Source organism: Paraliomyxa miuraensis (assembly GCF_026337845.1).
GTDB classification, from domain to species: Bacteria; Myxococcota_A; Polyangia; order Nannocystales; family Nannocystaceae; genus Paraliomyxa; species Paraliomyxa miuraensis.
The window spans coordinates 183,947-196,784 of sequence record NZ_JAOVZF010000164.1; the positions used below are offsets into that span (position 1 = coordinate 183,947).

Genomic DNA, 12,838 nt, shown 5'->3' on the forward strand with positions numbered 1-12,838 from the left:
TCGCGGCAAGGCGAGCCACGACCGGCGCGCCCGAGCCAACTTCTCCAGTGGTTGCGGTACCCTGAAGGCGCGGACCAAGACGGGGGGACACGATGACACGACGGTGGAATGGATGGGTGCTGGGTGCGCTGGCCGTGATGGGGTTTGGATTCGGCGCGTGCGGGGACGAGCCCACGGGCATGACCAGCACCACGCTTCCGCCGACCACCGGGTTTCCGCCCCCCGGCTCGAGCTCGCTCGACGGGGACACCACCGCCTCGGTGCTCGACGTGGGGGCCGGCGAGTCCGGCATGGCCGAGGACGACGGAGGCGGCTGCACTCCGCAGCCCACCAACGCCGTCCTGCACGGCACCGTCTACGCACCCAACCTGCAGATCCCCATCAGCGGCGCGGTGGTCTATGTCACGTCGGGCGATCCCGACCCCGTGCCCGACGGGGTCTACTGCGCCGAGTGCGTGCAGATCACCTGCAACGAGCACTTCGTGCTGACCAACGCCGACGGCACCTTCGACCTGCCCGCGATCGCGGGCACGGGCCGCAAGCTCGTGGTGCAGAAGGGGCAGTTCCTGCACATCACCGACATCGACGTGGCCGAGGGCGACAACACGATCGCGCCCAACCAGAGCAACCTGCCCGGCGCATGGAACCCCGGCGCGGGCGAGTACGTCCCGCGCATCGCGGTGGTTCGTTCGGAGGTCTACGACAGCATCTACAACCTGCTGGGCAAGATCGGCATGGGGCAGGTCGACGGCAGCGGTGCGCTGGTCGAGGGCACCGAGAACTTCGACCTGCTCGAGCAGCCCGAGGGCGGTGCGCTGCTCGACGACCTCGACGCGATGCGCCAGTACCACATCATCTTCGTGCCCTGCATGTCGCAGGTGAGCATGGGCGGCCTGAACCAGCAGCGCATCGACAACATCCGCCAGTGGGTGTCCGAGGGCGGCAAGTGGTATGTGACCGACTGGGCCAACGAATATCTCTATCAGGTGTTCCCGACCTATCAGACCCTGCACGGCCAGGCCATCAACCCCGACCTCGGCTACTACGACACCACGGGGCTGGTGCAGGACTCCGAGATGCTCGCGTGGCTGCAGGCGCTGCCCGCCCCGCTCAAGGACGTGGGCGGCGGCTACCCCAACCTCTTGTCGCTGCCCACGGTGGAGCTCATCGACAACTGGTCCGGCGTCGATGCGATCCCGCCGATCATCGTGCAGGACGAGGACGGCATGGACGTCGACGTGGGGCACCACACCTGGGTGGAAGGGGCCTGCCCGGTGTGCAGCCCGAGCAACCAGCTGCGCCCGATGACGATCAGCGCGCAGTACGGCTGCGGGCGGCTGATGTTCAGCACGTATCACACCGCCGAGGGCGCGCACCCGGGGTTGATCCCGCAGGAGCTGATCCTTCTCTACATCATCCTCGAGATCGGCGTGTGCCACGACGAGACGCCGCCGCCTCCACCCCCAGTGGGGTGACGCGGCGGGCGGCGGGGGCGACCTCGCCGGCTGCCCGCAGCTCGCTGGCTGCGGGGCGAGCAGAGTAGAGCGCCACGAAACGCCGACCCAACGCCCCCCTCCGGGGGCGACCTCGCTGGCTGCCCGCAGCTCGCTGGCTGCGGGGCGAGCAGAGTAGAGCGCCACGAAACGCCGACCCAACGCCCCCCTCCGGGGGGCGACCTCGCTGCCTGCCCGCAGCTCGCTGGCTGCGGGGGGCAAAATCAGAACGGGATGTAGAGCAGCTGCGTGCCGTTGATGAGATCCGGCGTGTTGCAGCTGTACTGGAACCCGTTCACCGAGTTCTGCTGGATGCCCGAGGTGGCCTGAGCCCCGTTGTTGCGCGCGCTGCCGGCGTTGATCGTGTCGACGTAGCACACGGTGATCTGACCCGAGAGCTCGTCCAGCATCGCCTGCACGCGGATGAGGTCGTTGGCGTCGCCCCCGAAGTAGGCGGTCTCCCACTGCGCCACGAAGCGCCGGTTCCCCACCGGCCCCAGCGTCTGGTAGTACACCTCGCTCGGCCCCGCCAAGCCAGGGTTGAGGTCGTCCCAGATCACGTAGAGGTTGTTGGCCTGCGGGTTGGTGGCCGTGGGCACGCACGTGTTGCCCAGCGTCATGTACGTGTTGGTGTCGAAGTGCAGCGCGCCGTTGGACTGGATGGTGACGTTGGTGAAGTTCGCACCGTACATCGGGAACGTGAACCCGATCGGCACCACGATCTGGCTGTCGTCGGACAACAGGGTGGGCGTGCCGGTCGCCACGATGTCGTCGCACGGCAGCGGTGCGCCCTGGATCACGTAGCCCGTGTAGCCGGTGTCGCTGCCGAACGGCACCCCCGGGATGTCGCAGCCCGAGAAGTCGTACTGGCAGCTGGCGCTGCAGGTCAGGTTGCCGCCGATGAGACCCAGCGAGGCGCAGGTCTGACCGCCCAGGTTCATCCCGTCGCAGCCCTCGCCCGCGTCGATGATGTCGTTGCCGCACGCGTTGCAGCCCGAGATGTCGAACGCACCACACTCGTCCTCGCAGGCCAGCACCCCGCCCACGAAGCCCTGGGTCTGGCAGGTCTCGCCGCCCAGATCGACCCCGTCGCAGGGCTCGACGCCGTCGATGATGTCGTTGCCGCACTGGATGCAGTTGGCGTAGTCGTACGTGAGGCAATCGGGCGAGCACCCGAGCTGGCCGCTCGAGTAGCCCTGGCTCACGCAGGTCTGACCAAAGAGCACGATGTCGTCGCAGACCTCGTCGCCATCGACGATCACGTTGCCGCAGGTGCCACAGTCGCTGGTGTCGATCGCGCCGCAGCCGAGCTGGCACGAGACCGTGCCGCTGTCGAAGCCCTCGGTCTGGCAGGTGGCACCGCCGAGATCCACGCCGTCGCAGGCCTCGGTGCCCTCGATCACCCCGTTGCCGCAGTTGTAGTTCACACAGCCGCGCGTGTCGTAGCCGCTGCAATCGGCCGCGCACGCCAGGTCGCCGTCGTCGAAGCCCTGGGTGGCGCAGTCCTCCGCCCCGAGATCGGTGCCGTCGCAGACCTCTTCGTCCTCGATGACATCGTTGCCGCACGCAGTGACGGGACCGGTGCTCGACTCGACCATCGCGGTGTCCGAGCCGGGCTCCGCGGTGGTTCCATCGGAGGAATCCGGCGAGCTGGTCGCGCTCGGATCGCCCCCCGTGGTCGGATCCACCACCGTCGTCGTCGTCCCCATCGGCGTGCCGGTGCTCGAGTCGTCGTCGATCGGCACCGTCGAGTCATCACTACAACCAAGCGCCAGCAGGCCAGCGCCGCAAAACCAAACGAGTCCCCTTCGCATGCCCCCGAATGTACCGGGACCTCGGGATCTCGACCATGGCTTCTCGTATCGGGCTCTGGCCGACAGTCGCCCGTCGTGACTCACACCACGGGACGACTCGCTCCCCTCTCTCAGCCCTGGTACGCTGCGATCCGATGAGCCCCCGCCCGATCGCCATCATCGCGTTCACCGCCCTCGTGGCGGCATGCGGGGCGGACACCGGGGCGGTCGAGCTGGCGTGGACGTTCGTGGACCGCGACGGCGATCCCATCTATCCCGGCGGGGTGTTCACCATCGACGCCGAGCGTGACTCGTGCGAATTGCCCGGCCGATTCACGGAATCGGAGGTTCCGTTCAGCCTCCACGTCGAGCTCGAGATCTGCGACCCCGGCTGCGAGGCGGGCTGCGACGACGAGAGCTGCCTGGTCGTCCCCCGCCAGAAGTTCCCCTGCACCACCGCCCGAGGCAACGAACCCGAGGTCCCCAGCACCGACACCCCCTATCGCTTCACCGTGCGCGCCATCCTCAGCGCTCCGGCCCTCGACCTCGAGTGCCGCGATCCGGCGCCCGATTGCCTCGCCATCCCTGCCTCCCGCGAGCGCCTGGTACGGGCGGGGCTGGTCACCGACCTCCAGGTGCAACAAATCGTGGTCGACCTCGATCGAGAGGGCAGCGGCGACGAAGCCAGGCTCGACCTGGGGGAGCTGTGCGGCTGTGCCTGAGCCCATCGCGTCCGTCCCCTGCGTCGGCCGTTGCCTCGGCCGCCTCTGCGCACACCACGCTCGGCCCGGCCGCCGATCTCTGGCGCTGGCGCTGACCCTCGCCGCCGGCTGCGTCTACCCGGCGAGCGAGCCCACCGGGGTCGAGCTGTCGTGGCGCTTCGTCGAGCAGGGGGCGCCCGATGGCTCGGACGACGGCGAGCCACGGCTTCGAACCTGCGCCGGGGCGGTCACCGAGCAGCTCGCGTTCGAGATCACCGACACCGCCGATCCCCGCCGCCACGGGATCTTCCGCTTCGACTGCGAGCTCGGGTACCAGACCGACGTGGAGCTCCAGACCTCCGCATCCGATGCCTTCGTCGAGCTCGCCGCGGGCACCTACCAGATCGCCGCGCAGGCGGTCGACGACGCCACCAACGCCGTGGCCTTCGAGGTCGTGTCCGAGCGCGAGGTCGAGGTCTCCGAGCGCGGCGTGACCGTCGAGATCTGGGCACTGCGGCGTGCGCCGGTCCCGTGGTCGCTGGAGCTACGCGGGGCAGGAAGCTGCGACTCGCTGACCCTGGCGCTGAACCATGTCGCACCGGAGATCGACCTCGTCGACGAGGTCCCGATCGACGACGCCCCGCTGCTCTACCGCGAGACCCTGCACAGCGATCGCGGCCTGTCCCTGGGAGGCCACGCCACCGCCTGTGGCACCGCGCTCGAGGGCCTGCACCGCTTCGAGGGCATCGATCGCGGCGAGTACCTGCTGCAGATCGACGTCGACGGCACCACCTGCCCCCTGCGGATCGACCTGCGCGCACCCGACGGCGGAAGCGGCGTCATCGACCTTGCCAGCCTGCCATGCCAAGGCTAGAACGGCCTCTCGGTGCCACTGCCCCGCCACAGCCCCCGTGCGCTTCGATCCATGGCGATCCTCGCCGCGCTGGGGGCCACGCTGGGAGCCACCGCCTGCCAGGAGGCCCCCAGCTACCGGCTGAGCTGGGAGCTCGAGGGCTACCGCGAGGTCTCGGCCGCCACGTGCGCCGAGTCGGGAGTCCTGAGCGTGCGCGTCCGGGCCTATGCCCTGCCCACGCTCGACGCGCCCAACCTCGAGGAGCTCATCCGCGACGAGCTGCTCCTGCCCTGCCAGCGAGCGACGCTCGACGACGAGGGCAACGTGGTCGGGGCCACGCTGCCTCCGGGTGACTACGCCATCCAGGTCCGGGGAGTGGACCGCACCTCGACCCCGTGGATCGAGGGCTCGGCCGATCGCATCACCATCGACGCACGCGGCGAAGACAACGGCTGCGGCGGGTCGGGCACGCAGGAGTGCGGGCCCGGGGCGCCGTTTTGCGTGGTCGCGTCCGGCCTGCGGTGCCACGACGGCAGCCTGGGCGACCCCTGCGACGATGACACGCAGTGCCAGGCGCCCTACGCCTGCAACGGCGACAACGCCTGCGAGTACCTCACGGGCTGCGACCCCGAGACCGACTACGGCAGCTGCATGGGCGATCAGCTCGTGTGCGCGTGTCAGCGGCTGACCATCACGGCCAAGGACCAGCCCGGCCCCGGCTCGGGCGGCGACGCGGTGGCGGTCGAAGAGGGATCCACCGCCGAGCTGCCCCCCTTTGGCCTCGTGCCCCCGCCCGAGTGCAACGACGGCATCGACAACGACCACGACGGGCTCGTCGACGGCCTCGACCCCGCGTGCGCCGTGTCGTTCGGCGATGGTACCGAGGGCCTCCCGGTGGGCATCACCGAGCTCCGGCTCGACGTCACCCTCTTCGGCGGGACGGCCCCTTGCAGCGCCGTCCCGCTCACGCGCATTCGCCTCGACTGGCATGGGGAGGGGGATGGAGAGGGAGAGACCAGCGAGGAGACGATCCTCGAGGACTCCTGCCAGCTCGAGCGTCCCTACACCGTCTCGCTGCGACTACCGGCAGGGCCCGCGACGTTCTCGGTGGTGGGACTCGATCGCGACGGGCTCGTGGTCACCACCACCAAGAGCTTCGGCAACGAGATCTCACCCACGGGCGGCACCGTGAACGCCGCCATCGACTTCGGTGCCAACGACTTCCTCGAGCCGATCGTCAGCGAGATCCGGGCCCGGCCGGTCTACGTCAGCCAGCTCGGCCTGGAGGCCCTCGATCGCAGCTCGTGCGATCCTCCCCAGAAGAACGGCGCCCCCTACGGAGGCCTGCTACAGCTCGAGCAGCTCCGGCTCGAGCTGCTCAACGGCCACGGAGGCCCGCTCGGCGCTCCGATCTCCCTCGAGGGTGGAGAGGTGATCGACGGCCCCACCGCCCTCGACTGCCGTACCGAGCTGGTCACCGAGGATCTCGTCTGGGGCAGCTACCTCATGGTGATCGAGGCGCTCTCGGCCGAGGGCGAGGTGTGCTTCTCCAACGCCCAGGATCCCTTCTTCGCCGCCCCCGGCAACGTCCAGCCCATCCTGTCTCGGGTCCACCTCGACGACGGCACCGTGCCCGACTCGTGCCACGACTGCGAGACCGATGCCGACTGCGGCGACGAGGAGCGCCTGCGCTGCGTGGCCAACGTGTGCCAGAGCACCTGCGAGACCGACGACGACTGCACGAGCGACCTGCTCGGCGAGCTCGGCTTCGCCTGTGTCGAGGGGTTCTGCGCCTGGGCCAGCGACGGCTGACTCAGACCACCTCGACCACCAGGGTGCGCGCCTGCGACCCGCGGCGGTAGTGCACCTCGAAGCGCTTGGCCGAGCGCACGCTCAAGTAGAGCGACATGGCGTCTTGCGGGGACTCGAGCGCCACGCCGTTGACCTGGGTGACCACGTCGCCCACGGCAAAGCCCACGCGCTCGGCAATGGAGCCCGCCTCGATCGAGTCGATGCGGATCCCCCGAACGTCCCCGGTGGCCGCGCTCACCCCCACCTGGCGGACGATCGCCGCGCCGTGTCGACGCGCTCGCTCCACCAGCTCGGCCGTGATCGTGCAGTGCTCGCGCGCCTCGTCGCACTGGAGCGCGGTCTCGATCCCCGCCAGCGGCTCGGCGTCGGACGTGCCCGGCGAGCGCGGATCGTCGGACTCGAGAGCCTCCACCGCGGCCTCCCACGCCCGCTCCAGCTTCTCGAGATCGACCCGCTCGAGCTGCTCCTTGGTCTTCTCCGCGGCTCGATCCGCCGCCTTCGCCACCTCGTCGGCTGCCTTGGCCGCCTCGTCCACCCCGCGCTCGACCGTCCGCTGGGTGACGCGCGCCACCTCCTGGGCCTCGTCGGACTCGAGGGCGTTGCAGCCCGTGAGCAGGAGCAACGCGGCGACGATCACCCGGACCATGGTCTCGTTATACTACGTGGCGACATGCCGAACGTGGCTCGTACGTGGGGACCGCCATGCCTGTTGGGCGCACTGCTCCTGGCCGCCTGTGCCGATGACGACCCCGAAGCCTGGCAAGGCCCCGGGTCGGGGTCGAGCGACGGCGGCACCAACGCCTCGGACGGCAGCGCCACTGGACCCACCGACGGCCCCGAGCCCGACGGCAGCAGCGGCGAGTCCAGCGAGTCCGGAGGATTGCCGCCACAGCCGCTGGTCGACGTCGCGCACGACCGCGAGTTCCGCGGCGTGTGGGTGGCCACCGTCAGCAACATCAACTTTCCCAGCGGCCAGGGCCTCGCGGCCGACACCCAGCGCCAGGAGCTCGTCGACCTGCTCGACGTGATGGTGGCCCACAACCTCAACGCCATCGTGTTCCAGGTGCGGCCCGAGGGCGACGCCTTCTACGACTCGCCCATCGAGCCCTGGAGCCGCTTCCTCATGGGCACGCAGGGCACCGACCCCGGCTTCGATCCCCTCGCCTGGCTCATCGAGCAGGCGCATCCTCGCGGCATCGAGGTGCATGCGTGGTTCAACCCCTACCGCGCCAAGGTGAGCCTGGCCTCGAGCCTCGCCCCCGGCCACATCGCGCTCGATCAGCCCGCCTACGCCTACGAGTACGGCAACTTCCTGTGGATGGACCCCGGCGCCGAGCTGGTGCAGGAGCGGGTCATCGACGTGATCCTCGACGTGGTCGATCGCTACGACGTCGATGGCATCCACTTCGACGACTACTTCTATCCCTATCCCAACGGCGATCCCTTCCCCGACGGCAGCACCTACGCCGACTACATGGGAGGCGGAGGCGCGCTCGCGCTCGACGACTGGCGCCGCGACAACGTCAACCAGCTCGTCGAGGTGCTCTACGAGTCGATCGTCGGGACTCGCGATCACGTGCGCTTCGGGATCTCGCCGTTCGGCATCTACCGCCCCGGCATGCCCCCCGGGATCACCGGACTCGACCAATACGCGGAGATCTTCGCCGATCCCCTGCTGTGGATGGACGAGGGCTGGGTCGACTACCTGGCCCCGCAGCTCTACTGGCCCACCACCCAGACCGCGCAGGCCTACGAGCCCTTGCTCGAGTGGTGGTCGAGCATGACCTCCGAGGGGCGCTACATCTTCACCGGCAACTTCCTGTCGCAGATCGGCTCGAGCGGGGCGTGGACGGTGGACGAGCTGGTCACCCAGGTCGAGCTCTCGCGCATCTACCGAGATCTGGGCTCGATGGGCAACATCTTCTTCCACATCGAGCCGTTCGTGAGCGACTCGCTGGGCGTGGGCACCGCGCTCCATGAAACCTTCTATATTGCCCCCGCGCTCACCCCTCCCATGGCCGCCAAGATCGGCACCGACGTCGCCCCGCCCTGGGTCGAGCTCGACGGCAGCACGGTCACTCTCAGCCCCCAGGACGACACCCCGCTGCGTGCGTGGGTGGTCTACGAGGACGCGGGGGCCGGGTTCGAGCTGATCGACATCGTGCCCGTGGCCACCGCCACCTTCGAGCTGCCCTACCCCGGAACCTGGGCCATCAGCGCCGCCGCGCGCAGCGGGGTGGAGAGCCGCGGAGTCCTGGTCGAGGTTCAGTGAGCGTCACGGTGGACTGAACGGATCAGCGCGTACTCGCGCCTCCTCCCGCGACTGCCGTCGCTCGCCCTCGAGGAATTTCGTTTCGGCGACGCGAGCTGCGTGCCATCATCGTCGAGGGGATCGGGGCGTGAGGAGCTGCGGATCGTTCGACGCGGGCGCGAAGGTCGGTGGGTTGCTGGTCTTGCTGCCCGCGCTCGCATGCGCCTCCCCGAACCCGGCCTATGGCCTCGACGACGACGGCGCTGCGACCGAGGACACCAGCGGCTCGGGCTCCGCCTCCGCCACCACCGCTCAGGACCCCACCAGCTCGGCCGATGGCTCCGTGCCCACCTCCGGAGCCGACGGCACGACCACGGGTGCCCCGCCCACCGACTCGAGCCCCACGGGCGACGAGCCCGACTCCACCTCGGGCGAGACCACCGCGGCGGGGCCCGTCGCGCACGTGTTCCATGCCTACCTCGGTGATTGCGTGCACCCGCCCATGCCCAATCCCGATGCATGCACGGCGATCACCGACCCTGGGTACATCCAGGTCGATGGTGAAGAGCCCGATCTCGGCGGCGAGGTTGCCGGCTTCATTGCGTTCGAGATCAGCGGGGAACTGGCGGGCGCCGAGGTGCTCTCGGTGCTGCTGCGCTTGACCGCGCACCCCTTCGATCCCGGGTCGCCCACCGGGGTCGTCTGGCAGGTCGAGCCGTTCACCCACGACAGCCTGTTCGAGGAAGCCCCCGAGCCGCTCGGAGGCGGGCCCGTGGGTCCTGCGCCCAGCACCGTGCCCGAGTCGCTGCTGGTCGAGGTCGAGCTCGATCCCGCGGTGATCGTGCCCGGGCAGCCGCTGTTCCTCGGCATCTTCACCGCGTCGGGAGACGGGGTCGACTACCTCGACGAGGAGTCGGCGTCGCCCCCCACGCTGGTCGTGACGGTCCAGTGAGCCGACGGTGAGGTCTAGGCAGCCCGTCGCCAGCGATTCGCGCGCGCGATCACCCCCAGATCGTTGCGTCGCACGCCCTGCCGCAGCATCTCGGCGTGCGCGGCCCTGGCGACCATCTGGCGCAGATAGAACGGCTGCTGCACCACGAAGTGATGCACGATGTGCGTGCTGCCGAAGTTGAAGCAGTAGAGCTGCAGCGGCCACGAGAGCCAGTGGTCGAGGATCTGGTTCTGGTAGAACACGTCGTTCTCGGGGATGTCGCCGTAGTAGTGACAGTACGACGACACCAGCGCCAGGCAGGTCTGACGCAGCACGTTGGGCCCGACCCACAGCACCATCATCACGTCGAAGGTGCGCAGCAGCCCGGTCGGAGCCACCCCGGGCGCGAGCGCGTCGAGCAGATGCAGCAGCGGCTGCAGCAGCAGCACCAGCCCGAACAGGCTGAAGGTCGGCGACGACTGGCGGATGCCCCACATCACGTGCCACTTGGGGTCGGCGCGCTTGATCCCGGGAACCATCGGCCACGAGAAGATCGGATGTACCGCGATCAGCACGCGATACCACCCCGCACGCACTCCCAGACCGATCAAGCGCTCTTCCGCATCGTCGGGCTGGCCGCTGCGCCGGTGGTGGCGCAGGTGCGCCTCCCGCCGGTACCACGGGCTCACGTTGAGCTTGGTCCACCAGATCACGAAGAACATGAAGTTCTGAAGCCCGGTGCGCCCCTTGAAGTACTGGTTGTGGATGAGGTCGTGCTCGAGCTCGTGGAGGATCGAGACCGGCAACCCCATCAGCAGAATCGGCACCCACCACGGCACATAGCCCGCCAGGTACGCCCAGCCCAGCGCCGCCACCACGAGCAGGCTGCCCACGAAGCATGCCATGCCGATCGCGTCCTGATGTGCGAGCCAGCCGTGCTTGGCTCGCAAGCGCTTCTCCTCGGCCACGATGGCGCGGTTGATCGCCTTGATGCGATCGCGCGTGCTCTGGGGCATGTCGGCAGCGGAGTCGTCCACGACCGCATCATCGCCTAGCCACCGCGCGTGCGAAAGCGCTGCTTGGCCGCACGCCCCTTGCGCTCCATCACCGGCAAGAGTGCTCGCCGCAGCGCCGGGAACAAGTAGCCGAGCGTGGCCAGACGCGCGCCGAATTCCGGCCGCACGCGTTCGGGCCGACCGTCCACCGCGCACTCGATCACCAGCTCGGCGATCTGCTCGGCCGTGCTCATCGGCTGCGAGAACACCAGGTCGGGCACGTGATCGAGGTCCTCCATGATGAACCCCGTGTCGACCGGTCCCGGCGAGACCACCGAGGCACGTACCCCCGCCTCGCGCAGCTCCTCCGCCAGCGCGAACGTGAACGCACGCAGGCCGAACTTGGTGGCCGAGTAGGTCGCTTCGTGCACCACCGGGATCCTCCCCGCGAGCGATGCCACGTTGACGATGGCCCCTTGGTGCTCGCGTAGGTACGGCAAGGCCAGGCGCGACAGCACGATCGGCGCGGTGAGGTTGACCTGCACGAGCTGGGCGAGCTGCTCGGGGGTCTGCCGCTCGAGCTCCCCACGGTGGTTGACCCCCGCGTTGTTCACGAGCACGTCGAGGCGACCGCCCCACTCCACCGTGCGCTCCACCAACGCGCGCATCGCGTCCATGTCGGCCACATCGGTGGGCACGACCTCGGCCCGGTGCCCGCCCGCCCGCAGCTCGTCGGCAAGGGCCTCGAGCGCCTCCCGGCCGCGGGCCGCGAGCACGATCGCCGCCCCTTCGGCCGCAAACATGCGAGCGGCCGCGGCCCCGATGCCGGTGGAGGCACCGGTCACGAGCACCACTTGGTCCGAGAAACGTCGTCTGCCCGAGTTCGTCACGGACGGCTGGATAACAAGACCACCGATCTTCGTCGAGCGCGCCGGGAGCTCGCGAGCAGACGCCCGCGAGTCCCCAGCGCTTCGTGACGCTACTGCGCGAGACGCCCGCTCTGGTAGTCGCGGAACGCCTGCTCGAGCTCCGCACGGGTGTTCATCACGAACGGCCCGTGACGCGCGACCGGCTCGCCGATCGGCTTGCCTGCCACCAGCAGCACCCGTGTGCCCTCGTCGCCGGCCGCGGCGATCCGCAGGCCATCGCCCTCCCGATCGAGCACGGCCAGGTGACCGCGCTCGATCGGCGCCTCGTGGTCACCGAGCCGCGCTCGCCCCTCGAACACGTACGCGAACCCGTTGTGACCGGCCGCAATGGCCACGTCGAGCGTTCCTCCGGCCCGCAACCCCACGTCGAGCATCAGGGGCTCGGTGGCCACGCCACCCACGGGGCCGACGAGGTCACCGTAGCGCCCTGCAATCACCCGAACCGTGCCCCCACCCTCGAGAGCGCGCTCGGGGATCTCGCCGGGATCGATGTCCTGATAGCGCGGATCGGAGAGCTTGTCCTTGGCCGGAAGGTTCACCCACAGCTGGAAGCCCCACATCAGACCATCGACCTGCTTGGGCATCTCCGAGTGGATGATCCCGCGCGCCGCCGTCATCCACTGCACGCTACCCGCGCGCAGGCGACCGGTGTTGCCCACGCTGTCCTTGTGCTCCATCGAGCCCGCCAGCATGTACGTGACCGTCTCGAATCCCCGATGCGGATGCGGCGGGAACCCGGCGATGTAGTCGTTGGGATCGTCCGAGCGAAACTCGTCGAGCATGAGGAACGGGTCCACCAGCGGCACCTGCGGAGTTCCCAGGCTCCGCAACAGGCGCACTCCCGCGCCGTCGGAGGTGCGGATGCCCTTGGCGACCGTGGCGATGGATCGGGTCTGGAAGTTCGTGGTCATTCGGCTGCTCCTTCGTGTGTTTGCTGGCCCACTCTAAGCGACCGCGAGGTTCCGCCAAGTCCTGGCCTGCGCAACGGTCCGGGACCGCTCGGGGAACGATGACCGGCAAGGTGCTGGCTCGCCCTGGAATCCGACACCGAGCACCCGAGTTGGCCCACGCATCCCGGTC

General features: G+C 69.3%; 11 protein-coding genes. 6 read left to right on the top strand and 5 right to left on the bottom strand.

Features of this window, described 5'->3' with window-relative positions:
• The first annotated feature begins 92 nt into the window (after positions 1–92).
• Positions 93–1,475, top strand: coding sequence for a hypothetical protein (locus OEB96_RS43965; protein WP_266222980.1), 1,383 nt, complete (start codon positions 93–95; stop codon positions 1,473–1,475).
• Between the two features lie 242 nt (positions 1,476–1,717).
• Here OEB96_RS43965 and OEB96_RS43970 read toward each other — a convergent pair whose 3' ends face one another.
• Entirely contained in the window at positions 1,718–3,307 is a 1,590-nt protein-coding gene (locus OEB96_RS43970; protein WP_266222981.1) for a hypothetical protein, read from the bottom strand.
• Positions 3,308–3,441: 134 nt separating this feature from the next.
• Here OEB96_RS43970 and OEB96_RS43975 point away from each other — a divergent pair, with 134 nt between their 5' ends.
• From OEB96_RS43975 to OEB96_RS43985, 3 genes are read left to right on the top strand one after another with little or no spacing between them, the layout of a single operon-like run.
• Entirely contained in the window at positions 3,442–4,008 is a 567-nt protein-coding gene (locus OEB96_RS43975) for a hypothetical protein (RefSeq protein WP_266222982.1), read from the top strand.
• Complete coding sequence (locus tag OEB96_RS43980; protein ID WP_266222983.1) at positions 4,001–4,861, top strand: hypothetical protein; 861 nt, start codon at positions 4,001–4,003, stop codon at positions 4,859–4,861. The genes OEB96_RS43975 and OEB96_RS43980 overlap by 8 nt, the downstream gene beginning before the upstream one ends.
• A 51-nt stretch (positions 4,862–4,912) precedes the next feature.
• Positions 4,913–6,652 (top strand): hypothetical protein, encoded by a 1,740-nt coding sequence (locus OEB96_RS43985; RefSeq protein ID WP_266222984.1) that lies wholly within the window; start codon positions 4,913–4,915, stop codon positions 6,650–6,652.
• Between the two features lies 1 nt (position 6,653).
• Here the strand turns inward: OEB96_RS43985 and OEB96_RS43990 are convergent, their stop codons facing one another.
• Positions 6,654–7,298, bottom strand: a complete 645-nt coding sequence (locus OEB96_RS43990; RefSeq protein WP_266222985.1) for a PDZ domain-containing protein — start codon at positions 7,296–7,298, stop codon at positions 6,654–6,656.
• A 24-nt stretch (positions 7,299–7,322) separates the two neighbouring features.
• Here OEB96_RS43990 and OEB96_RS43995 point away from each other — a divergent pair, with 24 nt between their 5' ends.
• Complete coding sequence (locus OEB96_RS43995; RefSeq protein WP_266222986.1) at positions 7,323–8,924, top strand: glycoside hydrolase family 10 protein; 1,602 nt, start codon at positions 7,323–7,325, stop codon at positions 8,922–8,924.
• Positions 8,925–9,051: 127 nt separating this feature from the next.
• Positions 9,052–9,855 carry a hypothetical protein gene (locus OEB96_RS44000; protein WP_266222987.1) on the top strand — a complete coding sequence of 268 codons (804 nt, stop codon included), beginning with the start codon at positions 9,052–9,054 and terminating at the stop codon, positions 9,853–9,855.
• 14 nt (positions 9,856–9,869) lie between these two features.
• On the opposite strand, the gene OEB96_RS44005 is transcribed toward OEB96_RS44000, so the two are convergent.
• The 3 genes from OEB96_RS44005 to OEB96_RS44015 all read right to left on the bottom strand — a co-directional run bounded on the left by OEB96_RS44005 (position 9,870) and on the right by OEB96_RS44015 (position 12,669).
• Positions 9,870–10,871, bottom strand: coding sequence for a fatty acid desaturase (locus OEB96_RS44005; RefSeq protein ID WP_266222988.1), 1,002 nt, complete (start codon positions 10,869–10,871; stop codon positions 9,870–9,872).
• Between the two features lie 14 nt (positions 10,872–10,885).
• Positions 10,886–11,674 (bottom strand): SDR family NAD(P)-dependent oxidoreductase, encoded by a 789-nt coding sequence (locus OEB96_RS44010; protein ID WP_266222989.1) that lies wholly within the window; start codon positions 11,672–11,674, stop codon positions 10,886–10,888.
• Between the two features lie 134 nt (positions 11,675–11,808).
• The gene (locus OEB96_RS44015) at positions 11,809–12,669 is read right to left on the bottom strand and encodes a pirin family protein (RefSeq protein ID WP_266222990.1); all 861 of its coding nucleotides are present in this window, start codon (positions 12,667–12,669) and stop codon (positions 11,809–11,811) included.
• Positions 12,670–12,838 lie beyond the last annotated feature (169 nt).